We start from the raw sequence: 25,312 nt of genomic DNA on the forward strand, positions 1-25,312 counted from the left end.
CCGTGAGAAAAAGTTAGGAGTTTAGGGTTATAAAACGTTATTTCGTGACACGGCAACTTAGCGGAAAATTAAGGTGTCCGTAATTTCCCTGACTTCGCTTGAAGCTGTCAATATCGCTCATAGCGAGAATAATCAGAAAGGGTGAACTACCGTGATTACGATCGAGAATGCACTCAGCGTGTTGGATCAGGTGTTCGAGCAGGATCGCTTGACGCATTTACAAGAGATAGTGTTTCGATCTGCCTGGGAAGGGCTGACCTATGAACAGATTGCAACCACTGAAGATTATGATCCGGATTATGTGAAGCTCGTTGGCTCACAATTGTGGCAAATCTTGTCCGATCGCTTAGGACAACGTGTCACGAAAAGTAATTTTCGGGTCGTGCTCCGGCAATGGGTAGAGGCAAAAATTCCAGCGATCCCAACCGTGATCGAATCATCGCTCGTCGATTGGGGTGAGGCAGTGGATGTGTCTAGCTTTTGTGGGCGGACACAAGAACTTAGCGCACTCGATCACATGTTGACAGCAGAGCAATGTCGATTTGTGACGATTCTCGGTATGGGCGGAATCGGCAAAACGGCTCTCTCGGTCAAGTTAGCCCAGCAGGTACAAGGGAAGTTTGAGGCGGTAATTTGGCGATCGCTGCAAGATGCGCCCCCTTTAGATGTCATCTTGTCAGACTGGATTCCATTTCTATCACGCCAACAGGAAACTGAGATCCCCGATACCGTCGATGGGAAATTAGGACGGCTGATGTACTATTTGCGATCGTCGCGCTGTCTGTTGATCCTCGATAATGTTGAATCTATTTTAGAGGGAGGAGATCGAACTGGACATTACCCGAGTGGGTATGAATCTTACGGAGAGTTATTTCGTCGGATTGGGGAAACGGTACATCAAAGCTGTCTCGTTTTGACGAGTCGCGAAAAGCCGAAAGAAGTCGCAGCATTAGAAGGTCAGTTTGTGCGATCGTTTCGCCTAGACGGATTGGATACGTCAGAAGCAGAAGAACTGCTGAAACCGAAACAGTTGAGAGTCGATTTTGCAATTTTTGCGCGATTGAACAATCTCTATGGTGGTAATCCACTCGCGCTAAAAATTGCGGCATCGACCATTCAAGACCTTTTTGATGGCAGTGTGGCGGAATTTCTGACCGAAGGAACGTCTGTATTTGGTGGAATTTCAGATTTGCTAGATGAACAGTTCGATCGCTTATCGCAGCTTGAGCAGCACATTATGTATTGGATTGCGATCAATCGCGATGGAACTGCTTTATCTGAGCTAGCAGAGGATATTGTTCCAGCGATTCCGAAGCGTTACTTAATTGAGGCTTTAGCTTCTTTAGCGCGTCGCCCGATCGTCGAAAAGCAAGGCTCGAAATTTACCTTGCAGCCTGTGGTGATGGAATATGTGATTGAGCGATTGAGCGATCGCATTTTTCAAGAGCTTTGTACCGAGAATGTTCAACTGTTGATGTCTCATGCGTTGATGAAGGCGAATGTGGAAGATCATATTCGCGATCGTCAAATTCGCATGATCCTACAGCCGTTACTCGATCGATTATTGGCTCCATTTCACTGTCAAACGGATGTCGAAGCAAAGCTCAAACGAATGCTCGGTAAGCTCCGAGAGCAAGTAGGCTGCGCGCCGGGATATGCAGCCGGAAATATTCTCAATATGCTGTGCTGTTTGAAAACGGATCTAACAGGCTACGACTTTTCAGAGCTAGCAGTTTGGCAAGCCTATTTGCAAGGTGTAGATTTACATCGCGTCAATTTTACTCAAGCTGATTTGAGAAAGTCTGTGTTCTCAGAAGTGTTGGGGAATGTTTGGTCGGTTGCTTTTAGTCCAGATGGCGAGATTTTGGCAGCGAGTGATACGGCTGGAGCCATTCATCTCTGGCGGGTTTCAGATTGGCAGAAATTACTCACGTGTGAAGGACACCAGCATTGGGTGTGTGAAGTTGCTTTCACGTCAGATAGTCAATGGCTCGTTTCAGCAAGTGGCGACAATACGGTGAAAGTTTGGCATGCAAAAACAGGCGAATGTTTGCGGACGTTCAGCGATCATCAAGACTGGGCAATTTCGATCGCGATTTCTCCTGACGATCGCATTCTTGCGAGTAGTAGTGCCGACCGCACGATTCGCCTGTGGAATCTACACACGAATCAGCCGATCCGAACACTCGAAGGTCACCAGCACTGGATTTGCAAAGTTACTTTTAGCCCGGATGGAAAATTCCTAGCCAGCGCAAGTGACGATCGCACCATGAAGCTTTGGGATGTGGAAACTGGAGCCTGTTTGAAAACGTTTGAAGGACATACGAACACCGTCCGAAGTGTTGCGTTTAGTCCTGATGGCTTGATGCTTGTTACTGGGAGTGAAGATGCCACAATCAAGCTTTGGGATATTGAAACCACTCACTGTGTAAAGACGCTTTCAGGGCATTTAGAACAAGTGAGATGCGTCACTTTTAGCCCAGATGGTCAGGCAATTCTCAGCAGTAGCTTTGATGAGACGATTAAGCTCTGGGATGCGGCGACTGGAAAGTGCCTCAAAACATTACAACAGCATCGAGGAGTCGTACGCTCTGCAACATTTAGCCCTTGTGGCAACATGATTGCGAGTGGGAGCGCAGATCAGTCTGTTCGACTTTGGCATACGCAAACTGGAGAATGTTGCAAGACGCTGCAAGGCTATACGAACTTCGTTTTATCCGTTGCATTTAGCTTTGATGATTCTCTACTGGCGAGTACTAGCACTGATCACACGGTTAATCTGTGGGATAGTTCGACTGGAACTTGTCTCAATAGTTTTTACGGTCACGAGAATTGGGTCTGGACAATTGCTTTTAGTCCTGACGATCGACTACTTGCGAGCGGCAGTTTTGATCACACGGTTCGGGTGTGGAATCGATCGACGAATCAATGCCTAAAAGTTTTACGCGGGCACACGAACTGGGTTTGGTCAGTTGCCTTTAGCCCGGATGGAGAAACGGTTGCGAGTGGCAGCTTTGATCAAACCATTCGAGTATGGAATCCTAGAACAGGTGAGTGTTTACAGATTCTTGCGGCTCAGAGTCGAATTTGGGCGATCGATTACAGTTCAGATGGACAGTTCCTTGCCAGTGGAGAAGAAAATCACAATATTCATCTCTGGAATCCCCAGACTGGGCAATGCATCAAAACCTTGCAAGGACATACGAATCGGGTAATGTCGATCGCGTTTCGAGCCGATGGCAAACAGTTAGTCAGTGGCAGTGAAGATGGAACTGTGAGAATTTGGGACATCAAATCTGGAGAATGTGTGATGGTCTTGCCAGCAGATGAGCGGATTGCTTCAGTGGCATTTTCTCCAAACGGCGATCGGGTTGCGAGTGGTGGAATTGATCAGCTTGTGAAAGTTTGGCATCTCAAAACGGGCGAATGTCGAATTTTGAGAGGACATCGCGATCGCATTTGGTCAGTTAAATTCAATAATGACGGTTCGATTCTTGCCAGTGGCAGCGAAGATCAAACGGTGCGTTTATGGAATGTAGAATCGGGGGACTGTATGAAAGTCCTGCAAAAACCACAACCTTATGATGGAATGAAGATTACTCAGGTGAGCGGGGTAACGAATGCACAAAAGACAACGTTGAAAGCTTTGGGTGCAGTTGAGTAGCGATCGTATGCTCAGAACTCTAAAATACTAAAGAGTTTGGAGTGCTGAGCATACAACATTATTCTGGATTCACGATCGAACCCATGAACAAAATTTCACCCGTTTGATTGTCTCGAATCGCGCAGAAGAATGGTCGATCGACAATCATCTTAAACGGCTCTTCTTGAATTTGAGCCGAAGTCGCAACAACTCCTACTGAGGTGACTGCCGCCGCTTCCGTTCCTTCTTCATTGACCTCAACGAACGTCTTATGTTTAACCTCATCGATTTTCGTTGTGGCTTTACTTAAATTCGAGAAATCTGCGGCATCTTGAAACGCAAGACCCATTCCTAAAGCGGACAACGCCGTTTTTAGATCCACCTCATAATCCATCTTGAATCGAGGCAGTTGAATCTGACCTTCACGACTCGAAAATTGCTTCATCCAGGTTTGCCAATTCTCAGCCGTCAAACTCTTTTGAAATGCAGTCAGATTTGACTTTGGCAAAAACACATACATGCTCATTCGCCCATTGCCATACGGCAAACTAATCGCTTGAAACTGGTCGGTTTCTGAGTAGCGATATTCTCCTTGCCGCTTCATCAGTGGAACTTGTTTCTTCGTGCCATTTGTTAGGGAAAATGGACGATTTTCTGTATTTTTCTGATCAAATTCATTCGACCATGCCCCTTTGAAATAAATGGCGTTGATCAAAAACATCATATGCTCAGGAGTAATACGATCGACAATTTTCTCAATTTTTCCATTCGTATTTTCTTTGACCCAACCGTTAATTTCATCAGATGCAGTGGGTCGTTTAAAATCTAAAGTTTTGACTTTAGCGTCATAGAATTTCTCATTTTGCTGTAAGAAGTTGAGATTAAATGCAATGCCTTCTTTTGCCCAGAGCGAATTTGCGATCGACAATTTCACTTTCGGATCAACTTGGGTCAAATTTGCCATCAAATTCCGCTGCGAATTATTGAGTTCTTCCAGCGTCATTCCCTGGAATTGCAGCGCATTTGCCATCGCTTGCTTCGTGTTGCCGTTTGCACCGTTGTAGGTCATCGAAAGCGCGATCGCAACACTAGAAGGTGAGACAAAGACATTCTTTTGACTGTCTTTTTTAAGAATTTCAGAAAATAACTTGAATCCAAACTTCGTATTCGCTGCAACTAGTTTTGGATTCACAGAAGGAACTTCAAGCGACGGTGGAACTTGCTGTTTTGGTAGGGCTTGCTTTGGATTCTGCGAATTTGCTGATGTCGAACAAGATAGCGCAGTCATTGCAAGAATTACAGCGCATGAATAGCCAATCCATTGAGATATTCTCATAGTTAATCACTCCACGAAAATTCGGAACTCAAGCGACTGAATCCCGAATAGTTTGACCTCAATCGTGTACAAATCGCCACGTTATTAATTGATACATTAGCTGCTCAATGAATTGCGTAGAGGTACCGTTACTATTTTTGCGACGGAACAGTCCACCATGCCAACGCATAAGATTGAATAGGTTCATTGGCTTTTTGACGGAAAACAACGCGAATCTTGTACCGCCCATTACTCGGAACGGGGAAAAAAATGTGCTCGACACTATCAATGCTGCTGACTGATGACCAGATACTTTTCTGAATATCGTTGTCTTCTGCGCGCATTAAGTAGATGTCTAAGTTATTCAATCCTCGATCGCGAAACGTTTCCCCTAAGTCATAAACTTTGTTGCGGTTCTTATCGTTCAATTCCACTAATCGATCCCAAGCGAGCGTTGCTGCAACATAGCTGCCTTGAAGTAACGGTCGATCGATCATGTAATCTTGTGCAGCTTTTCCGGCTTCAATCTTGCCGTAATTCCAGCCAATCACAGGTACAGGCTTATTCGGTGTCCATTGCCCTGCACTAAACTGCTGATAGGCGCGAAACGCATTCAGTTGTCCTGCACCCATCTGGATATTCAGAGGAATTTTCGGATTTTTATACGCATCAGAATCAATCCAGGTTTGATTATTTTTTTCAACGATGGTGCGCGTCATGCCCAAGGCGCGACCATCCCCTTTGTCTTTAATTTTGTCTGCGGAATTCATCAACACCGCTTTCATGACTTCGTGTCGTCGGGCATCTAATGTCCAAGGCAATTTACAACCGCCTTTACAACTTTGTCGAAGCTGTCGATCGCTAAATTCCTGCAACAATGCCACCGTTCCCGTCACATGAGGAGCCGCAAAACTTGACCCGATTGCGCTCGTCTGTTCACCTTTGAGATTTGCGACATTGATTTTACTACCGGGAGCCGTGAGAGACAGCGATCGCCGACCTCCCAAACTCGTTTCAATTCCATCATTGCGCTTCAAGAGTCGAGGATGCGTATCGCCAATATTGGAAAAATCGATCTTGGTATATTCTTCTCCGACTCGGCGGGTGAATGAAACAGTCATGCCATTAAAGTTATCCGTCGGAATCGGAATTCCCCCTTTGCCCTGATTTCCTGCCACAATAAACAGCGAATTATGGGTCTGTGAGAGCCAATCAATACATTGAGTTAAGAGCGCATTGCCGTCTAATCGCGCATTCGGGCGTGGGTCTTGCTGGAGTGCTTCTCCAAAACTGAAATTAACGGCACGGACATCCCCCCCATTCTGTAAAGCAATATGTTGAGCAGACAGACATTCCTCTGATTGTCCGCTGCGCTGTGGAGTGGCGGCAGCAGAAGAAAAGAGTCGCGCATTGGGAGCGACTCCTAAAACAGCCTTGCTATTTCCAACCATGACACTCGCAACTTGGGCGGCATGTGTATCTAAATTGGTGTTCGTCTTCGCGGGTTGATTGCGGAAAAAAGTGCGAGATAAATCAATTACTTGGTTATTCGCCCCTGCTTTATCGATGCCGAATTGCGGCGGACGACCGATTTCGACTTGTCCGATCGCGATTTTCTTTCCCGTCAAGCCATAAGGAGATTGCTGCAATCGGAGTGCGTCAATTCCTTCTTTCCCGATCGAGCTTTCCGAAACAGGCGTTGCCTGTGCCGCGATCGCGATCAAAACTCCGCCGAATCCAACCATCCACTTCATCTTTCAACCCTAATAAGTATTTATTCCTAAAAATTTGTGCAAACCCTGACCAAATTCTGAGAGAAAACCTTCACAATTTGTTAAACTGATCACACATTCTCAAGCTTTTCAAGGGGAACCAACCGTCATGTCCAATAAACCGATCGTAGTTGCACCATCGATTCTCTCTGCTGATTTTAGTCGGTTGGGCGATGAGATTCGCGCCGTTGACGCAGCCGGAGCCGATTGGATTCACGTTGATGTCATGGACGGACGTTTTGTCCCGAACATCACGATCGGTCCCTTGATCGTGGAAGCAATTCGCCCCGTGACTCAGAAGCCGCTCGATGTTCACTTGATGATTGTAGAGCCTGAAAAGTACGTCGGCGATTTTGCAAAAGCAGGTGCGGATCACATTTATGTTCACGCTGAGCACAACGCTTCGCCTCACTTGCACCGCACGCTCGGACAGATCAAGGAATATGGCAAAAAAGCGGGTGTTGTTCTGAACCCGGGTAGCCCCTTGGAGCTAATTGACTATGTGTTGGAACTGTGTGACCTCGTGTTGATCATGAGTGTCAACCCAGGATTTGGCGGTCAGAGCTTTATTCCTGGCGTATTGCCGAAAATTCGCAAATTGCGTCAGATGTGTGATGAGCGCGGACTCGATCCCTGGATCGAAGTCGATGGCGGTCTGAAAGGCAACAACACCTGGCAAGTGATCGAAGCAGGTGCAAATGCGATCGTTGCTGGTTCAGCCGTATTTAATGCCCCCGATTACGCAGCCGCGATCGAAGGCATCCGCAACAGCAAGCGCCCAACGCCTGAACTCGCAAAAGTCTAATCGTCTGAAGGAATAAGAAAAAGCCGATCGCATTGTGCGATCGGCTTTTTTTTAGGACTGATAGGAAGATAGGGAACAGTTGCTGTCTGAGTTCTCCCCACTCCCCACAACAAATTCGCTCAACGACTAGGCAGCCTCAACCAAACTAGCCAAATTACAACACCGCAACAACTCCGCGCTTTCCGGTATCAAATAGTCCTGCAACTTATAAACCTCTTGCAGCACTGCCAACTCCCGCGCGTATTCTCGTTGAACCGTTGCGATCGTCGATTCGTAGCCAATCCGTTCCGTTCTCAACAAATGCAGCGCCATGTTGATATTCGAGAGTGGATTCCGAAGTTCTTGGTAGAAATGATTGAGCAATCCGTCACGCGCCCCTGTGTCACTCGCCGAATCAGGAACTGCCTGATCCACAGGTTCTAAAGTCGCGTCAGCCTTCTGAGGTTGCGAGACTTCAGAGACCTGGCGATATCGCTCTGCCAAAGCCGCATACTTCGCCAAGCGCCCCGTCACAGCACCAAGCAAATCTGTTGCTGTACAAGGCTTTGTCAAATAATCATCCGCGCCTAGCTCCATCCCTTGACGCTGATCGGCTTTTGTTCCGCGAGCGGTCAGAAAAATGAACGGAATCCCTGCCGTATTCGGTGACTTGCGGAGTTGTGAGAGAACTGAGAAACCATCGAGATCGGGCATCGTCACATCACACAAAATCAAATCTGGATGATGTTCTTGAGCCAGTTGCACCCCGACGTTACCGTTTTCTCCCCCAATCCCATGAAATCCTTCGGCTTCCAGCAAATCTAAAATCGATTCCCGAACCGTCTGTTCGTCTTCAATAACGAGGATTGTTTTCATGCTTGGACTGTCTGTTTAACGGTAGCGTGACTGTAAACAGAGTTCCCTGATTCTCTTCGCTTTCTACAGTAATCGTTCCACCGTGTAGATCGACGCACTGTTTGACGATCGACAATCCTAAGCCCGTTCCTGGAATCGATCGCGCATTGCTCGCCCGATAAAATGACTGAAACAAGTCAGCTTGATCCCCACTGGGAATGCCAATTCCATAATCCTGAACCCAGAAAATTGCCGTTTGATGGTTCAAGCTCAGTTTAAATTCAACAATTTCTCCTTTTGGAGAATATTTCACCGCGTTCGAGAGCAAATTGGTCAAAATGTGGCGCAGTAAGCGATCGTCTACACAAAATAACGAATCGCTCGGCTCAGAGGATCGGTGTGAGAACTGAATCGATCGCTTTTCCTCGATATGAAACTCGTCTACTAATTCCTGGCAAAACTGAACTAAATTGATCGGTTGCGGAGAGAATTGCAGCTTTCCAGATTCGGTTTCGCCGACAGTCAGCACATTCGATAAAAGCTGATTCATGCGTTTGACCGACCCTTGAATGCGTTCGAGGTAGGTCTCTTTTTTTTGGTCGCTAAGTTGAGTTCCGTAGCGTTGAAGTAACTCAGTTGAAAACAGAATCGTATTTAACGGATTGCGAAATTCATGGGAAACCACTGAAACAAATCGAGACTTGAGTTCGCTCATTTCTCGCTCCTTTTCCAGGGCGGCTCGAACCGCTGTTTCAGCTTTATGTCGCGAGAGCGCAATCTCGATCGTGGTGACTAACTCTCGATCTTCAAAGGGCTTCAAGATATAACCAAAGGGTTGAGACTGTTTCGCGCGAGATAGCGTATTTTCGTCTGCATGAGCGGTTAAAAACACGACAGGGAGCCGCCACTTTTGGCGAATTTGTTCAGCCGTTTCAACCCCATCCATTTCGCCATGTAAGCGAATATCCATCAGCACAAGATCGGGTTGAAAATTTGCCGTATCATCTAGAGCCTCTTCTGAAGTCGCCGCGATCGACACCACTTGATACCCTGCTGATTGCAAACTCGTTTGAATATCCAGCGCAATAATACTCTCATCTTCTACAATTAACACCCTAGCAGTAGACATATCTAAACCCTGATCTTCTGTTCCATAAAGCACATCGTATACTGAACGCCCGAATTGCTTGTGAGGTCTATCTCCCCTCGAAGCTGTCGAATGAGAGAGCAGACAAGCTGCAAACCAAGCGATTTTGTATTACGGAAATCGAGGTCTGAAGGAAATCCTCGACCATTGTCACCGACGATAAGTTGATATCGGAGTGATTCGTGGGCATCAACTTCTTGCGCCTGAAGTTTGATATAGATCTCGCCAGGCTCACCAACTGGGAATGCATATTTCAGAGCATTGGAAACCAGCTCATTGATAATCAAACCGCAGGGAATCGCGGTATCGATACTTAGCCTGACATCCTGGACATCTAACCGGAGTTGAATGGCACGCGAATGTGCGGAATAAGACCGAAATAGAGCCGTCACCAGACTTTGAATATACTCTGAAAAATTAGTTTTCGCTAGATCTTCAGATTGATAAAGTTTTTCGTGAATCAGCGCCATTGCGCTCACCCGATTTTGGCTTTCCTTAAAGACTTCGACAATGCGTTTATCGTCAATGTAGCCTGCTTGTAACTTGAGTAAACTTGACACAACTTGCAGGTTATTTTTGACTCGATGATGAATTTCTTTCAGCATCACTTCTTTTTCTTGCAGCGATGCCCGAATTTGTTCTTCTGCCCGTTTGCGATCGCTAATATCCACGACCGACCCAATCACTTCGACCGATTGATCACTGAGTAATTTCATATCGTCTCGGAGCCAGCGATAAGACCCATCTTGATGCAAGAAACGATACTCGCACGTGGCTCCACCCGTTTCTGTGAGTCGATCGAGATGTTCTAAAACGTTAGGCAAGTCTTCAGGATGAATATGATCAATCCAAAAATGTGGATCTTTGAGATATTGCCAGATCTCATACCCCAATTGCCGCGTGATATTCTCACTCACGAAGGTACAAGCTCGATTCCGTTTCGGCTGGCAGGTATAGATCACAGAAGGACTTGAAGACAGTAGATACTTTAATCTTGCTTGAGTCGCGAGTAATGCTCTTTCTGACCATTTGCGATCGGTAATATCTCGCTGTAGCGCGACAAAGTGAGTCAAAGTCCCACGCGCATCTGAAATCGGCACAATGTTTAAATCTGCCCAGTATTCTGAACCATCTTTGCGATAGTTCATGATCTCAACTTGAATTGCTCTACCTTCGTGCATTGCTTCGCGAATTCGTGCCAATTGCGCCCGATCTGTTCGCTCTCCTTGCAGAATATGTGGCGTTTTTCCAATCACTTCTTCGGGGGTGTAGCCGGTTGATTCGATAAACGCTTCGTTGACATAGCTAATCTTGGGTTCATCAACGTCGGCATTTGTAATAATGACGGCATCATTGCCATTGATCACAACCGACTTAAATAACTTCAAGCGCTCTTCAGCTTTTTGGCGTTCTTCCTGGGCGCGGATTTTTTGCAGCACGATCGACAAATAATTCGATACTTCTGTCAGCGTCTGTGCTTCACAGAAAGACCATTGTTTTGGATAGGCAGCATTGAGTGACAAAATGGCAATCTGATCGGCGGTATGCTGCACTGCAATCATAGCGATCGCGCGTGTTCTGCGCTTGAGCATCTCAGTGGACATAGATGCAAGGGCAGGCTCTTGCAGTACATCTTCGATCAGCACCGGATTCCGTTCGGCAACCAGTGCTAAGTATTGAGGTGTGAGATAAAGTCCTTCTAAGATTCCAGTTAGAGCGGGCATCTCATCGCGCTGTGCAGAATGAAGTACCTTGATCTGCCGCGATTCGATCACGCCATAGAGCACGCGCACCTCTGGAAAGAGTTGTGCGGTTTCGTCGATCGCTAACTTGATCAATGCTTCTACCGACAATCCAGCTGTCGTTCCTTGTGAGAGGCGATTCAACAATTCCAGACAATTTTGCTTCTCGAGCAGGCTTTGCTCGATGCGTCTTCGCTGATTAATTTCTCTTTGTAAATTGATATTGGAGGCTTGAAGTTCGGCGGTACGGGCTGCCACGCGCACTTCTAAATCTTGTTTGGCTCGATACAAGGCTCGTTCAGCTTGGCGCTGAGCCGTGACATCTGTTGCCACTCCGATCATGCCGACGACCTGGTGTTGGGCATTGTAGAGGGGAGTCGCGCGGTTATCAAACGTTACGCCTCCGAAGTCTAAGACAGAACGGTGTTCTTCGCCGCTCAATACGTGATCGATATCCTGAATAATGTTGGGAAACTCTCGATAGAACTCGTAAATCGATTTGCCAACGAGATCGCTAGATTTTAGATTGATCGCGTCTAACCCTTTGCCTTCAGCCAATGTGTAAACGCCGTGTTGATCGATCGCATAGAGAATCGTTGGCGTATTGGTAACAACGGTGCGTAATAACCGTTCACTTTCAGTGAGCGCAAGTTGAGCACAGTATTGTTCTGTAATGTCTCGCGTACTAATGACTCGTCCAATCGTGATTTGATTCAGGCGTAACGGCTTCGAGAATCGCTCCAAAAATCGCCCATCCTTGAACTGGATTACCGCACGATTTTCGATTTCAAAATCTGCGTACTCAGCCTCAATTTGCTGATCTAACGCCTCTGGATTGACCAGCAGTTCACAGGATGCTTTGACAGAATCCCTATCGTTCTGCATGGGATGGTCTAAAAGCCCCCATTGTTGGCGAAATTTTTGATTGAGGCTGAGGATTTTACCGTCACAGTCGATCGCTAAAAGTCCATCGGTAATCGATTCAAGGACTGCTTGCGTCAATTCTAGAGAGTGTTTTAACCCAGTAGAGTCATTACGTTGGGTTGCATTTTGGAGGGCTGCTTCAGCTTGCTGCCGAGCGGCTCTCTCTTGGCGGAGTTCTTGCTGAAGGGCAACTATGGTCGATTCGAGTTGGGTAAAAGTCGAGTGGAGAAGCTCGATCGTAGAGGGTTCCGCGAGATTAGTATCTGAGCGGTTCAAAAGGTCGCGAAGTTGAGTCAGGGTTGGCGGCGCATCAATCTGGTGCATCGATCGTTCCAAAGAATAAAAAAAGGCAAACCAAGAATTTCAGAATTCACATGAAATTCAGACGAGTTTTCTCATGTTTGCCTTTTGCCTTGAACATAAGCGCATTATTCCCTAGATAATGGGATCTGAACCGAATTTTTCTCATAAAGCTCTCACTATTTTCCCGTACGGGCACTTACGTAAATTATCGGATGCAAGCAGTTCTTCAAACACTCGGCTCTATTTCAGAAATTCGGTCTTGGCAAGATTTGACCGAATGTCAGCAGACACAACTCTCGCGATCGCTGGTTCATCCAGATCGGATTTATTGGGTTTCTCCCGCGACAATCGAGGAATTGGGCGCGATTGTCGCCTGTGCCTATCAACATCAATGGCGAATTTTACCCTGTGGTCATGCGACCAAGTTGCATTGGGGCGGAGTGATCGATGAAGTGACCCTAGTTGTAAGTACCGAAAAGCTCGATCGCTTAGTCGAACATGCAGAAGGCGACCTGACGGTGACGACTGAAGTTGGAATTTCGTTTGCGCAATTGCAAGCGATCGTGGGAAAAGTCGGTCAATTTTGTGCGATCGATCCGCAATTTCGCGATCGGGCAACGCTCGGCGGAATTATTGCAACCGCAGATACTGGATCGCTCAGACATCGCTACAACAGCGTGCGCGACATGCTACTGGGCATTACATTTGTTCGCTACGATGGCGAAATTGTCAAAGCAGGCGGACGAGTCGTGAAAAATGTGGCAGGTTACGATCTGATGAAGCTCCTCACCGGGTCGTATGGCACGCTCGGAATTCTGGCGCAGGCGACGTTGCGAGTTTATCCCATCCCAGCAAATACCCGGTCAATTCTGGTTTATGGCGATTCAGATTCACTGGCACAAGCGGCTCAAACGCTGTTAAGTTCAGCGTTGACTCCGACCAGTGTTGATCTGCTCTCACACTCGCTCACAGAGAAATCTGCGGTGGGCTTACTCGTTCGGTTTCAGAGCATTCCTGAAAGCGTGAATTTACAGATTGAGCGGCTCACAGAAGTCGCAACTGCCCTAGGCTTATCCGTTTCAGATGCAGATCTATGGCAGACATTTCATGATCATATGGATGTCTCTGACCAAAGGAACACAATTGTTTGCAAAATAGGAGTTAGACCGTCGAGCGCAGTGACGGTTTTGGATCAACTCGCATCAATCTTGCCAGCTGCGGAAGTGGTGATTCATGCCGGAAGCGGCATTGGGCAGTTGAGTGTCACCGATGCGCGCTCTACGCAAATTCTCCAAGCGCGATCGATTTGTGCTGCGAGTGGAGGATATCTGTCTGTGTTGCAAGGCTCGATCGCGTTTAAGCAACAGCTTGATGTTTGGGGTTATTCTGGCAATGCTCTGAACGTGATGCAGCGCGTCAAAGCTCAATTTGATCCGCAAACCCTGTTTAGTCCTCATCGTTTTGTCGGCGGAATTTAAGAATGCAAACTTCTAATCCAGCTAAAAATTCTGGCGGCTTCGATGCCCAAAATCCTCCTGATCCGAAGCTGATCGATTCTTGTGTGCATTGTGGCTTTTGTCTATCAACCTGCCCCAGTTACCGGGTCATCGGTAAAGAAATGGATTCGCCCAGAGGACGAATTTATTTGATGGATGGGATCAACGAAGGTGAGATTCCACTGAACCCCGCAACGATTCAGCATTTTGATTCGTGTTTGGGCTGTTTGGCTTGCGTCACGACTTGTCCGTCGGGGGTGCAATATGACCAGCTCATTGCCGCGACTCGTCCGCAGGTGGAGCGACAAGATGCGCGATCGCTGCCGCAAAAGCTGTTACGCCAATTTATTTTCTCGGTCTTTCCTTATCCGAATCGGATGCGGGCGTTGCTGCGACCGTTGGGCATTTATCAGAAGTCGGGATTACAAAAAATCGTTAGATCGATGGGATTTTTGAGCGCGATCGCGCCTCAACTGTCTGCGATGGAAGCCATTCTGCCAGATATTCCAGCGAAAGCGTTTACCGATACCATTCCGGCTCTCATTCCTGCCCAAGGCGAAAAACGCTATCGAGTCGGAATGCTGCTCGGCTGTGTGCAGAGATTATTTAATCCAGAGGTCAACGATGCGACTGTGCGGGTTTTAACCGCAAACGGCTGTGAAGTCCTTGTGCCCCAAACTCAAGGCTGTTGTGGCGCGCTGTCTCATCACCAAGGGCAAGAAGAACAGGCGAAACACTTTGCCCGCCAGATGATTGATACCTTTGCCAACACTGAGGTTGATGCCGTTTTGGTCAATGCCTCCGGGTGCGGTCATACGCTGAAAGAATATGGTCACATTCTGCAAGACGATCCGAATTATGCAGAGCCAGCAAAGGCCTTTGTTAAAAAGGTGAAAGATGTGCAAGAATTTCTTGCCGAAGTCGGCTTAACGGCAAAGCTTTCTCCCCTACAAGCACAGCCGCTAACTCTGGTTTATCAGGATGCTTGCCACATGCTGCACGGTCAAAAGATCAGCGTTCAACCTCGACAACTGCTCAGAAAAATTCCGGGCGTACAATTGCGTGAACCCATCGATGCTGCACTCTGCTGTGGAAGTGCTGGCATCTACAATATTCTTCAGCCAGAAGTGGCGAATGAGTTAGGGCAGCAAAAGGTTGAGAATTTAACGAATACAGGTGCGAGTGTCATCGCATCGGCAAATATTGGCTGTTATGTGCAAATTTCTCGACATTTGAAACTGCAGGGCAAAGCAGTTCCGGTGCTGCATCCGATGCAATTGTTAGATTATTCAATTCGCGGCATTCAGCTATAAAAAAGGCTCCAAGATTTGAGAAATCTTGGAGCCTTAAAATCTTGACGCATGATGCTAAATCATGAGCCGTTCTAGAGCATGAGCATCGGGAATGCACAGCACATCTCGATCTCGCACGATCAGTCCTTTTTTCTCTAACTTGCTCAACACTCGCGTTACTGTCTCGCGTGCTAATCCACTCAAACTACTGAGTTCTCGATGCGGTAAGTTTGGAATCTCTGTTCCAGATGGACTGCGCTTCCCTTGACCATCCGCTAAGAACAACAGAATGTCCGCGACCCGCGATGTACTATCCGACTCGCGCAATCTCAAGCGTCGATTCACTTGGCGCAACCGTCGCGCCATTAATTGCGCCAACCGAATTCCGGCTTCTGGCTCAGACCCTAACAATTGCACAAAATCTTGAGCGGGCATATTGCCAATCACGGTGGGAGCCAGCGTAATCACATCGGTCGATCGCGGAACTTCATCGAGCGGAGCCATTTCGCCAAATAGCTCACCTTTGCCCAAAATATTCAGGGTGACTTCTTTGCCATCTAGGTTATAGGTGCGAATCTTCACCCAACCGCTGAGAATGAAGTAGACCGAGCTACCCCAATCATTCTCTAGCAGGATCACTTGATTCGCAGGATGGTTTCGCATGACGACATGGGCGATCGCTTTTTCGATCGCACTTTCAGGCAACCCCTCAAAGAACGGGGCTGAACGGATCGAAGCGTTAATCGTCGTGTCGCGGAGAGTTGTGAATCGGTCTTCCATTGAGGGTATAACCAGAGTGCGGCATGAAAATGAGCGCGAGATGACCCAAATGACATAATGAGGGACGAGGCTAGAATGCCCATTCACCTCAACGATTGCACAGCCGCGCTCCTCAGCAATTTAGACATATTTTAGATGGTTTGTAGAATTTGGCATGAATTTAGCCAAATTCGTCACCCGCCAAACCGCAAAATCTAAAATTCAACCTGAAAATTCTCCTGATTTTGGCGTAAAGCTTTGTTTCGTGAAATAGAACGATCGTGTAATTCCCTGTAACACTGGCAACAGATGACGCAGTTCGGGCAACCTTAAAGATAAGTTGAGAGTCAAGCCAAGTCCGGTCTTGCCGAATTTTTACTCAAGGGTTTTTTGTTGTGACTGCTAATCAAGATCAAATTCAGCGTTTGCTGACGGAAGTGCAAGATGTTCTCGCTCAGCGGAGTCCTCGATTGCCTTGGGGATCTGCGGCACAAATTGCCCGGCAGCGCCAAGTTCTCAAACAAGTTCGAGCTTATTTAGAAGCCGTATTATCGCACCTCAATCAAGCCGATCAGACGACGAAAACTGAGGCTCAAGCTCAGGATGTCATGCAATCTGTGATCCAAGAAATGAATGCTTTGCGATCGACCCTGCTACATCCACTGCACGCTGAAGTTGCAACCTTAATGCAGCAGCGAAACGCGCTCATCAAAGAAATTCGTCAACTCGAAGCACATCGCCAAATGCTAGAGCAACCCGCGCCGACTGAAGCAGTTTCGCAACCTGGTCTACCTGATGTGAATCAAGCTGATCAAGCGCTGACGACTTTAGATACAACTCTGCATGTCGTCTTTGAATCTCTGCAAAAAGACATTCAGGCGTATCAGGATTCTCTGTCCCAAGGTATCGATAAACTGCATAGTCTGGGACAGCAGAGTGAAGCGATGTTTTCTGGAATTGTCGGGCGATTGGCAGCCCAGATGGGGAGAGATGCCTCGACCTTTCTACAAGCCTCTGACCCGTCCATTTCACCAGAGGCTTTCAGGATGCCTTATGCCGGGACTGAATTCGTCCCGAATCAGATCAAGTCGGAACGATCGTCCTCGCTTGAAACCATTACTGTATTGACTCAACTCATCGATCAATTAGAAGTGGAAGTCGATGAATTTCCACTGTCGATTCCAGCGGCTCCGCCTCAAAACGGGATCAGCAGTGGTCGGGACATCCCATCTGACCTCAAAAGTCTGTTTCAGGCGGGTTCACCCAAGGTTGAACCGACGATCGATGCAATGGCTTATTCCGAGTTGAGCCAAGAAACCACGTTAGAACAGTTAAATCCGTCTGTCCCTCACTCGTCTCAGAGCACTCCGAGTGCTGAGGAACCCATTATTTTCACCTTGGAGGGCATCGAAAATTTATTTCTTGAGGAATCGAAAAATCCGCCTAATGGCTGAGTTGGAAGCGTTTCATCACTGAAAAGGCGGATTTTCCCTTATCAACATTCAAACTTCATACAATTGAGCGGCAGTTCAAAGTTTAGACAAACCCTTACGGGATGTCAGGTTCGGGATCAGTAGGCATGAATATAGTGACAGATGAGTTCTCCGAATCCTACTACCTGGCTATCTCCGTGATGACGTTTACTGAACTTCCTCCCTCCCACTTTCCTGCTTCTCGTCTCAATTCTCAAGAAGGTGCCTCAGCGCGCCATGCCCTCCGCCTAAGTCCTGAAGTCCGTCTACCTCATGCTTCAGTGCAGAGTAAACTCAAGCGTACGATCGACATCTTAGGCGCTGCGGTTGGCTTGTTAATCACAGGCTTGATTTTGATTCCGATTGCGATCGCGATCCAAATTGATAATCCGGGCAAAGTCTTCTACAGCCAAATTCGTTGCGGTGTAAATGGTCGTCCGTTCCGTATCTGGAAGTTTCGCTCGATGGTGACGAATGCCGAGAATTTGAAGCATCTGGTTCAGAATGAGGCGAAGGGCAATATCTTCAAGAGCAAAGACGATCCGAGAATTACTCGGGTAGGTAAGTTTTTACGTCGCACTAGCTTAGATGAGTTTCCGCAATTCTGGAATGTGTTGCGAGGTGAAATGAGTCTGGTTGGAACCCGTCCGCCGACCGTTGACGAAGTGAAAGCCTATGAAGCACATCACTGGAAACGCTTGAGAGTGAAACCCGGCATTACGGGAGAATGGCAGGCAAACGGGCGCTCTAATGTCAGCGATTTTGAAAGCATCGTCGAAATGGATTTGGAATATCAGCGCAAATGGTCAGTACTCTACGATTTGCAATTAATTTTCAAGACGGTTGCAGTTGTCCTCAAGAAGGATGGTGCTTGTTAAGGCTTGCCAGCGTTCGGTAACTCCTTTAGCTTGATAATTGGGAGAGTCCTGTTTGGATTCTTCCAATTTTTTTATGTCAATCGTTTTATGAATCTGCCAACTTGGATTACAGTGTCGCGCCTGCTCGGTGTGCCGATTTTGCTCTATGGCTTGCAGTCTCCGACGATCGAGACTCGCTGGATAATGGTCGGGGTTTTTCTCATTGCTGCTGGAACCGATTGGGTCGATGGCTATCTGGCACGAAAGCTCAATCAAGTGACGGATTTAGGTAAATTTCTTGATCCATTGGTGGATAAACTCTTGGTGCTGGCTCCTTTACTCTCGTTGGTAGAATTGCAGCAGATTCCGGCTTGGGGAGTGTTTATGATTTTGGCGCGGGAATTGACGATCGCAGGATGGCGCGTTGATCCGAATCTGCAAAAATCGGTGCAAGGAGCAAATTTCTGGGGCAAGCTCAAAACGGTGAGTCAGATTGCTGCGATCGCGCTGCTGATCGCCCCATTACCGCAGCAATGGCAACTCTTATCCGTAAGTCTGTTTTGGGTTTCGGTTGCGTTGACCTGGATCTCAGGTGCGATCTATTTATTTCCTCCGAAGACTACTTAGTGCGATTCTTCCAGAAATAATCTGCGATCTCTTTTTCTTGCAAAAATTCGACCGGAGGATTGAGCAAGATCGTAGATTGCTTGATTTTGGGCAGACGACGTGCGACTCGACTAGGAATTCCATCGCCATAAACAACATGCCCTTGACCCGCGAGGATGACCATTTGTCGATCGGGATTTTTTTTCAAAAATTGCGCGATCGCGTCTGCCATCGTTTCGTCCCATAAAACTTGAGCTTCAAAAAATCGTTCAAATCCGCGATTGTTGCCTTTTCGACTGTGAAAGCTATCGAATATTGTGCGGAGGCGATCGCGATATCGAGTTGGCTCAAGGCGAATTTCAGCAATGGGGGCAATGTAGCGCTGATCTTCAGGTGTCAGACTGTTCAGCCCTTGACGCGAAACTTTGCGAGTCACTTCAGTCGGCGCATTCAAAGCCACGATCGGGAGCTGGTTTTCTTTGGCGAAGGCAACGATCGGCGCATAAAACTCCCAGGGGAACCCCCATCGCTGATCGTATTCGGTGGATTCTCGCAGCGCTTCCTCGGTTATCGCTCCTGCAAGATAGCGATCTAAGCCTGATTGAAATGGGCGTTGAAACATTTCGAGACCGATCGCTAACTTAGGATTCTGCTGATGTAAAGCTTTCAGCAATTCTATTTGAGCTTGGTGATCTTCCTTGCTGTCATGAGTTTCGCCTAGATATATCACTCTCGACTTGGCGAGTTGCTGGATCACGGTTTGAGGGTCAAGCTGTGATTGAGTTGGGGTACTAACGGAAACCTCAGTAGAAATGGGTTGAGCACAAGCAGGTGCAATCCAGAGAACTAGCAAACTTAGGGATAAAGCGCACCCAGTTGTGAAAAAATTTCTTGCCATGAGCGATCGTAGACAAACTGCTCTCATCATGCCGTAGATTGCTCGTGCTTTTCTACCTTAAGGTACCGTCGGGCTACCTCGATCGAGGGAATTTTGCCGACCTTGATCGAGCTACTGTCAGAAACAGATAACATTTTTGGGGCGAATCGATATGGCAACCGATCCAAAAGCAGCAGAACCAGGAAAAGGGGCAGCAGGAAACGACCATTGGGCAGTTCAGACTGCACAGCCGACCGATGTCAATCCACCCGATGAGCGGATTCCGTCTGGAGTAGATGTAGAGCGGAATGTGCATGATCTTGAGGCAGCAGTCGAAGCTGAGGCGGAGACTGATTTGAAAACGACAGACGGCTATGTGATTACTGAATCGGGTCAAATCAACAATTTCGCAGTTGAGCCACCGATCTATTACGAAGATAACAGCGGCAATCGAGTAGACTTACCTGATTAATTCGTTTTTAGCCCAGTTGATGAAGAAACCGCGATCGCCTAAAGCGCGATCGCGGTTTCTTCAGGGTCTTCCCTTCCCATAAAATGGAAGATCTGTTGTAGTGGGAAAAAAGCTGTGGCGTTTAAAGTCGGTTTATTAGGATTGGGAACAGTCGGACTTGGAACAGTCGAAATTCTGGGCGATCCGGCTCAGCGTCACCCTTTAGTACAAGAATTAGTCATTCATAAAGTGGGCGTGCGATCGCTCGATAAGCCTCGTGATCCTCGGATTCCTAAAGAAATTCTCACAACGGATTTAGAGTCGATCGTCACTGATCCAGACATTGATATTGTGATCGAAGTGATGGGTGGGTTGGAGCCTGCTCGATCGTTAATGCTGAAAGCGATTCAGCATAAAAAGCATGTTGTGACGGCAAACAAAGCCGCGATCGCAAAATTTGGCGATGAGATTTTTACAGCAGCGACCGAAGCAGGAGTGCATGTCTTGTTAGAAGCCGCAGTTGGGGGCGGAATTCCTGTGATTGCTCCGATTAAACAGTCGCTTTGCTCGAATCGGATTCGCACGGTCACAGGCATCATCAATGGAACCACGAACTATATTCTGACGCGGATGCAGCTTGAGGGGGGTGATTTTGCTGAAATTCTCGCGGATGCCCAAAAGCTTGGATATGCTGAGGCTGATCCAACTGCCGATGTCGATGGATTAGATGCAGCGGATAAGATTGCGATTTTGGCATCTTTGGCGTTTGGCGGACGGATCAAATTGCCAGAGGTCTATTGTGAAGGGATTCGCCATGTGAGCGCGATCGAGATTGGCTATGCCGAGAAGTTAGGGTTTGTGATTAAACTGTTGGCGATCGCGAAACGGAAAGCGAGTGAAGAAGAGCTTGAGGTGAGAGTTCATCCAACGTTAGTTCCAAAAGCTCACCCCTTGGCAAGTGTAAATGATGTATATAACGCAATCTTGATCGAAGGCGATCCGGTTGGACAGGTGATGTTTTTCGGGCGGGGTGCGGGCGCAGGACCGACAGCAAGTGCTGTGGTTGCAGATGTCTTGAACATTGCTGCCTTGTTGAAGACTGATCTATCAGAGCTAGCAGGTCAGCCTCCCATTCTTGATCCTTTAATCGCTTGTGCGCATCAGCATTACTGTGCGATCGCACCCATGTCAGATCTTTATACGCGCTTTTATGCTCGTTTTCTAACTCGGGATTATCCAGGGGTAATTGGAAAGATTGGCACTTGCTTCGGCGATCACGAAGTCAGCCTGGAATCTGTGGTGCAAGCAGGCTTCCGAGATGGAGCCGCCGAAATTGTAGTTGTAACGCATGAAGTTCAAGAAGGAAATTTCCGCAATGCGCTGAAAGAGATTGAGGAGATGAAGGAGATCGAAAAAGTCGCTAGTGTTCTACGTGTTCTTTAGACAGCGTAATCAAACTGCCCAGGATGTTGCTCAAAATCTTTTATCTTTTGAGAAAGCTAGAGGAGTGCGATCGCGCTAAGAATCAAGTGGACTTCGCACCCCTTTTCCACCCCGATTAAGAACGTGAGTGTAAATCATCGTCGTCTTCACATCCTTGTGCCCTAGTAATTCTTGCACCGTGCGGATATCGTATCCCGCTTCCAGTAAATGAGTTGCAAAACTATGGCGAAAGGTATGACAGCCGACTCGTTTCTGAATTCTTGCAGCAAACACTGCTTGCTTGAGGGCTTTTTGCACTCCGCTTTCATGCAGATGGTAGCGATTGATTTGCGAGGTTCGAGGATCACGACAGCGACGATCTGATGGAAAAACAAACTGCCACACCCACGATCGTTCCGCATTGGGATACTTCCGGGCTAACGCATAGGGTAAATGCACAGCCCCATAACCTTGTGCTATGTCTTGCTGGTGCAATCGACGTACCCGTTGTAGATGCTCTCTCAGGGGTTCATTCAAGCTAGCGGGCAACATCGTGACTCGGCTCTCAACACCTTTTGGAGTGCGAACGATAATTTGCTGTTGAGCGAAGTCGAGATCTTTGATCCGGATGTTTAACCCTTCATTTAACCGCACCCCACTGCCATAGAGAACCTGCACCACAAGCTGATACACGCCAGACAAATTGCTAATCACAGCCCTGACTTCCTCCTTGGTCAGCACGGTCGGCAAGTAACGCGGTTGCTTAGCTCGAACGGCATCAATGGAAGCATCTAATTCTTGGCGTAACACCTCGCGGTAGAGAAACAAAATGGCGCTGAGAGCTTGATTTTGAGTAGAAGCTGCTACCTGTTCCTGTACTGCAAGATGCGTTAAAAATGCTTCAATTTCTGGACTTCCCATATCTTTGGGATGAGTCTTGTTATGAAATAGGATGTAGCGCCGAATCCATTGAATGTAAGTTTGTTCAGTGCGATATGAATAATGCTTCACCCGCAACAGGTCAGAGACTTGTTCGAGCAGTTTTCTGGGTCGTGGCTCCATCAGGGCAAATCCTAACTCCATAATTCTGTTATTCAGGATCTTAGGCAGACAGGAACAGGTTCTCTTTTGGAAGAAATACGGAAAGTTTCCGCCTAAGATCCCTGTCGAGGGGTATTATGCGGAAATCGTGTCGGGCTAAGTGGCTCAATCCGGACTTAGGCAGAAAAATTCAGGCTAAGTGCCTTAAATTGGGATCTTAGGCGGAAACTTTCAGTCCAAATAATAGTTCCACGAGAACTGGATATAAATGTTACCCATTGGGAACACTACATCCGCCCAGTTCCGTAGAACATTTCGTTGGAACCGACACGTTGAAAATAGTCGTGACGTTAACCGCACTACCAACTTTAGTTGGTGTTGCTTGATTAACTTGGTGCGGTTCAACTCAATCGTTAGCTGGCTTCGTTCTTGGTAAGAAAAAATAGTACTTAAAATTCATCTGTTTGTTTCATCACATCAAATTACGCTAATAAAACACACAGTCTCTAAACTATCAGACGCTTCAAAGGATTTGAGAAATGACAACTTTGATGATTAGGAAATATGTCCCAGAGTCGATTGATACAAGTGCAATTCAGAAGGCAATTGTAGATTTTAAAGCTCACTTTCCTAATGACCAAAAATTGCAGAACACTTCAAACGAGGAGATTGAGAGGCAGGTTTTTGATTTCATGGTTGATGAACGGCTCATCCAAGCTCCTCCAGTTCCAACCGCTAGTGCTACAGCCTATTACGAAACTGCACTCATTAGCATTCCACCTTGCGAAGAGGCAATGGCAGTCGTAATTGTTGATGTAATTTTTATGTTGCTCGGCTTCGTTGGGATACATGTAAGTGCCCAAGAAGCTGCTGATAAGGCTGTGTTAAGGCTTTTGGGATCTGAGGTTGTTGAACAGAGTTTTCTGAAATTATTTAATAGCCTAAATGCTGCAAAGGACATTTCTGCAAAAGCAAAAGCCATCTTTAGTATCGCCTCAGAAGCCTATAAAGCAGGAATGGTTAAGGCTGTAGTTGCCGCAATCCAAAGCAGCATGACTTGGTGGGATTGGACAGTTACAGGAGTGGCGGTTGTGGCTCAGGTAGCCGCACTTTTTTTGACCGATGGTTCTGCCTTCATTGCTGAAGTTGTACTAAATACAGCAGCGGTAGCCTATGTGGTTAGTGATTCAGTAAAAGCAACTCAAGCTTGTAGCAATCAGAGCGGTTCATCAGGCTCATCAAGTTCATCAGGTTTTGGATCTATACCTCCAAATGAACTCATACCTTTGATTGTTGAACGATTCAAAAAATATACTGAAATTGGTAAAGGTAATGAGCCGGGCGATCCAATGCCACCTCTTCCATTTGTTCCTAAATGTATTGGAGAAGAAGGGTTTGCCTGTATTGGGATTTCAAAACCAGATGGAAATTTGATTAGTGATTTATGGTCTAGAGAGAGCTTTGTACTAAATTTGGCTCAAATATCGACAGATGAGCAAAAGACCGTGGAGGAAGCTTCTCCACACATTACTGCCCTATTCGCAGAGCCAATTTCCTTCGATTCTGGAACGAAGTTGTGCGGCATTTCTAAGTCTTCTAAAGATCGACGATCTCGTCGTTTCTCATTACCTTGGATTGGGATCATAGATCATGTTTTATCTAAATATGAAATGTGTATTACAAAATGCCAAGTAGACACTTCAAATCCAATACTTACTCCACATACTAAAGAACCTGTTGTAGGTGGGCATGTTTGTTTATATTCCGATATTGAGGTGTATGGAAAAGCTCAACACTGGTTTCTTATGCCTATATGTAGAGATCATAATCTAGCTCACCCTTGGATTCCTAATTTTGACTTTCCTTATTGGATGAAATCAATACAGACAATGGCTGTTGAAATCTCTGTCTATCCCGAGCCTCTTGACCTTATGTCAAATGTTGCTAATATATTTCAGTTTGATAAAGAACTTGTCTATGGAAATAATCATGTTTGCTTTAATGAAACGTATACTAAAGCAGACTATAGAGGGCAAGCATTTGACGTAATCATCGCTAATCCGATGGTTTTTTTCCTCCGATTAAAATCATCATCTGATGAAACAGAAACAACGTATTTGTTTTTCAAAGGCTTTAAGGAAAATAAAGTTTATCGATTGGAATTCCAGCCATCTACACACTCCTCAGATATTTTTCCAGATAGTAGTAATAGTAGCGAAAACTCTTGTCAATGGGATGGAAAGTATCTCTGGGGAAACTCTGCCTCTTTTACAATTGACAGTGCTTGGAATGTTGAGTACAAGTACGAAAAACTCGAAGGTTCACCAGTGCCTATACCATTTGTCCCATCTGGCAAACTACTAGCTGCTAATCCATATGTAGGTGTAATGAAGTCGGGTGACTACCCTTGTTGTTTCTTTATTCAAGACATTGTACGAGGTAAAATAGTAACTTGGTATGAAAATGATTTATCTCTAGGTGGTCTTGGTTTTCGTCTTTGGCACAGAGGCTGATGCAGTTTCTCGTCTTTTTTCTATTTGAGTGCAATTACTAA

18 protein-coding genes are annotated in these 25,312 nt (G+C 46.7%); 10 read left to right on the plus strand and 8 right to left on the minus strand.

What is annotated here, in order from left to right:
- Nucleotides 1-151: 151 nt before the first annotated feature.
- The gene (locus LEPBO_RS0125390; RefSeq protein ID WP_017290405.1) at nt 152-3,664 is read left to right on the plus strand and encodes a WD40 domain-containing protein; all 3,513 of its coding nucleotides are present in this window, start codon (nt 152-154) and stop codon (nt 3,662-3,664) included.
- A gap of 58 nt (nt 3,665-3,722) precedes the next feature.
- Here the strand turns inward: LEPBO_RS0125390 and LEPBO_RS38260 are convergent, their stop codons facing one another.
- Nucleotides 3,723-4,979 (minus strand): serpin family protein, encoded by a 1,257-nt coding sequence (locus LEPBO_RS38260; protein WP_081614769.1) that lies wholly within the window; start codon nt 4,977-4,979, stop codon nt 3,723-3,725.
- A 131-nt stretch (nt 4,980-5,110) separates the two neighbouring features.
- Complete coding sequence (locus tag LEPBO_RS0125400; RefSeq protein WP_144056271.1) at nt 5,111-6,712, minus strand: S8 family serine peptidase; 1,602 nt, start codon at nt 6,710-6,712, stop codon at nt 5,111-5,113.
- A gap of 127 nt (nt 6,713-6,839) precedes the next feature.
- Here LEPBO_RS0125400 and rpe point away from each other — a divergent pair, with 127 nt between their 5' ends.
- Nucleotides 6,840-7,535, plus strand: coding sequence for a ribulose-phosphate 3-epimerase (gene rpe / locus LEPBO_RS0125405; RefSeq protein WP_017290408.1), 696 nt, complete (start codon nt 6,840-6,842; stop codon nt 7,533-7,535).
- A 126-nt stretch (nt 7,536-7,661) separates the two neighbouring features.
- Here rpe and LEPBO_RS0125410 read toward each other — a convergent pair whose 3' ends face one another.
- The 3 genes from LEPBO_RS0125410 to LEPBO_RS40335 are packed head-to-tail and all read right to left on the minus strand — an operon-like array spanning nt 7,662 to nt 12,506.
- Nucleotides 7,662-8,390, minus strand: coding sequence for a response regulator transcription factor (locus LEPBO_RS0125410; RefSeq protein WP_017290409.1), 729 nt, complete (start codon nt 8,388-8,390; stop codon nt 7,662-7,664).
- Nucleotides 8,368-9,498 carry a hybrid sensor histidine kinase/response regulator gene (locus LEPBO_RS0125415; RefSeq protein ID WP_026148917.1) on the minus strand — a complete coding sequence of 377 codons (1,131 nt, stop codon included), beginning with the start codon at nt 9,496-9,498 and terminating at the stop codon, nt 8,368-8,370. Before LEPBO_RS0125415 ends, LEPBO_RS0125410 begins: the two co-directional genes overlap by 23 nt.
- A gap of 2 nt (nt 9,499-9,500) precedes the next feature.
- The gene (locus tag LEPBO_RS40335) at nt 9,501-12,506 is read right to left on the minus strand and encodes a PAS domain S-box protein (protein WP_017290411.1); all 3,006 of its coding nucleotides are present in this window, start codon (nt 12,504-12,506) and stop codon (nt 9,501-9,503) included.
- A 191-nt stretch (nt 12,507-12,697) separates the two neighbouring features.
- On the opposite strand from LEPBO_RS40335, the gene LEPBO_RS0125425 reads away from it, so the two are divergent.
- Together LEPBO_RS0125425 and glcF are read left to right on the plus strand one after the other, a co-directional pair.
- Nucleotides 12,698-13,963: an FAD-binding oxidoreductase gene (locus LEPBO_RS0125425; RefSeq protein WP_017290412.1), complete on the plus strand. Its 1,266-nt coding sequence runs from the start codon at nt 12,698-12,700 to the stop codon at nt 13,961-13,963.
- 2 nt (nt 13,964-13,965) lie between these two features.
- Nucleotides 13,966-15,294 carry a glycolate oxidase subunit GlcF gene (gene glcF, locus LEPBO_RS0125430; protein ID WP_017290413.1) on the plus strand — a complete coding sequence of 443 codons (1,329 nt, stop codon included), beginning with the start codon at nt 13,966-13,968 and terminating at the stop codon, nt 15,292-15,294.
- Nucleotides 15,295-15,348: 54 nt separating this feature from the next.
- Here the strand turns inward: glcF and LEPBO_RS0125435 are convergent, their stop codons facing one another.
- Entirely contained in the window at nt 15,349-16,053 is a 705-nt protein-coding gene (locus tag LEPBO_RS0125435) for a Crp/Fnr family transcriptional regulator (RefSeq protein WP_017290414.1), read from the minus strand.
- Nucleotides 16,054-16,427: 374 nt separating this feature from the next.
- On the opposite strand from LEPBO_RS0125435, the gene LEPBO_RS0125440 reads away from it, so the two are divergent.
- From LEPBO_RS0125440 to pgsA, 3 genes are all read left to right on the plus strand, one after another.
- A complete protein-coding gene (locus LEPBO_RS0125440) occupies nt 16,428-17,486 on the plus strand; it encodes a hypothetical protein (RefSeq protein ID WP_017290415.1) in 1,059 nt (352 codons plus the stop codon).
- Between the two features lie 125 nt (nt 17,487-17,611).
- Nucleotides 17,612-18,382, plus strand: a complete 771-nt coding sequence (locus LEPBO_RS0125445; protein WP_225885674.1) for a sugar transferase — start codon at nt 17,612-17,614, stop codon at nt 18,380-18,382.
- Between the two features lie 87 nt (nt 18,383-18,469).
- Nucleotides 18,470-18,988 (plus strand): CDP-diacylglycerol--glycerol-3-phosphate 3-phosphatidyltransferase, encoded by a 519-nt coding sequence (gene pgsA, locus LEPBO_RS0125450; protein WP_017290417.1) that lies wholly within the window; start codon nt 18,470-18,472, stop codon nt 18,986-18,988.
- On the opposite strand, the gene LEPBO_RS0125455 is transcribed toward pgsA, so the two are convergent.
- Nucleotides 18,981-19,895, minus strand: a complete 915-nt coding sequence (locus LEPBO_RS0125455; protein WP_197693238.1) for a ChaN family lipoprotein — start codon at nt 19,893-19,895, stop codon at nt 18,981-18,983. The two genes, pgsA and LEPBO_RS0125455, sit on opposite strands and share 8 nt — an antisense overlap.
- Nucleotides 19,896-20,016: 121 nt before the next feature.
- Between LEPBO_RS0125455 and LEPBO_RS0125460 the strand changes: the two genes are divergently transcribed.
- Together LEPBO_RS0125460 and LEPBO_RS0125465 are read left to right on the plus strand one after the other, a co-directional pair.
- A complete protein-coding gene (locus tag LEPBO_RS0125460; RefSeq protein ID WP_017290419.1) occupies nt 20,017-20,316 on the plus strand; it encodes a hypothetical protein in 300 nt (99 codons plus the stop codon).
- Between the two features lie 114 nt (nt 20,317-20,430).
- Nucleotides 20,431-21,738, plus strand: a complete 1,308-nt coding sequence (locus tag LEPBO_RS0125465; protein WP_017290420.1) for a homoserine dehydrogenase — start codon at nt 20,431-20,433, stop codon at nt 21,736-21,738.
- Between the two features lie 75 nt (nt 21,739-21,813).
- Here LEPBO_RS0125465 and LEPBO_RS0125470 read toward each other — a convergent pair whose 3' ends face one another.
- A complete protein-coding gene (locus LEPBO_RS0125470) occupies nt 21,814-22,800 on the minus strand; it encodes an integron integrase (protein WP_017290421.1) in 987 nt (328 codons plus the stop codon).
- 497 nt (nt 22,801-23,297) lie between these two features.
- Here LEPBO_RS0125470 and LEPBO_RS0125475 point away from each other — a divergent pair, with 497 nt between their 5' ends.
- Nucleotides 23,298-25,271, plus strand: coding sequence for a hypothetical protein (locus LEPBO_RS0125475; RefSeq protein WP_017290422.1), 1,974 nt, complete (start codon nt 23,298-23,300; stop codon nt 25,269-25,271).
- The last annotated feature ends 41 nt before the right edge of the window (nt 25,272-25,312 follow it).

It is taken from the genome of Leptolyngbya boryana PCC 6306 (assembly GCF_000353285.1).
In the GTDB taxonomy this organism is placed as follows: Bacteria; Cyanobacteriota; Cyanobacteriia; order Leptolyngbyales; family Leptolyngbyaceae; genus Leptolyngbya; species Leptolyngbya boryana.

Coding starts and splice junctions, on each gene's coding strand:
- LEPBO_RS38260 (WP_081614769.1), bottom strand. CDS start 4,979: ATGAGAATATCTCAATGGATTGGCTATTCATGCGCTGTAATTCTTGCA.
- LEPBO_RS0125400 (WP_144056271.1), bottom strand. CDS start 6,712: ATGAAGTGGATGGTTGGATTCGGCGGAGTTTTGATCGCGATCGCGGCA.
- rpe (WP_017290408.1), top strand. CDS start 6,840: ATGTCCAATAAACCGATCGTAGTTGCACCATCGATTCTCTCTGCTGAT.
- LEPBO_RS0125410 (WP_017290409.1), bottom strand. CDS start 8,390: ATGAAAACAATCCTCGTTATTGAAGACGAACAGACGGTTCGGGAATCG.
- LEPBO_RS0125415 (WP_026148917.1), bottom strand. CDS start 9,498: ATGTCTACTGCTAGGGTGTTAATTGTAGAAGATGAGAGTATTATTGCG.
- LEPBO_RS40335 (WP_017290411.1), bottom strand. CDS start 12,506: ATGCACCAGATTGATGCGCCGCCAACCCTGACTCAACTTCGCGACCTT.
- LEPBO_RS0125425 (WP_017290412.1), top strand. CDS start 12,698: ATGCAAGCAGTTCTTCAAACACTCGGCTCTATTTCAGAAATTCGGTCT.
- glcF (WP_017290413.1), top strand. CDS start 13,966: ATGCAAACTTCTAATCCAGCTAAAAATTCTGGCGGCTTCGATGCCCAA.
- LEPBO_RS0125435 (WP_017290414.1), bottom strand. CDS start 16,053: ATGGAAGACCGATTCACAACTCTCCGCGACACGACGATTAACGCTTCG.
- LEPBO_RS0125445 (WP_225885674.1), top strand. CDS start 17,612: ATGAATATAGTGACAGATGAGTTCTCCGAATCCTACTACCTGGCTATC.
- pgsA (WP_017290417.1), top strand. CDS start 18,470: ATGAATCTGCCAACTTGGATTACAGTGTCGCGCCTGCTCGGTGTGCCG.
- LEPBO_RS0125455 (WP_197693238.1), bottom strand. CDS start 19,895: ATGATGAGAGCAGTTTGTCTACGATCGCTCATGGCAAGAAATTTTTTC.
- LEPBO_RS0125460 (WP_017290419.1), top strand. CDS start 20,017: ATGGCAACCGATCCAAAAGCAGCAGAACCAGGAAAAGGGGCAGCAGGA.
- LEPBO_RS0125470 (WP_017290421.1), bottom strand. CDS start 22,800: ATGGAGTTAGGATTTGCCCTGATGGAGCCACGACCCAGAAAACTGCTC.
- LEPBO_RS0125475 (WP_017290422.1), top strand. CDS start 23,298: ATGACAACTTTGATGATTAGGAAATATGTCCCAGAGTCGATTGATACA.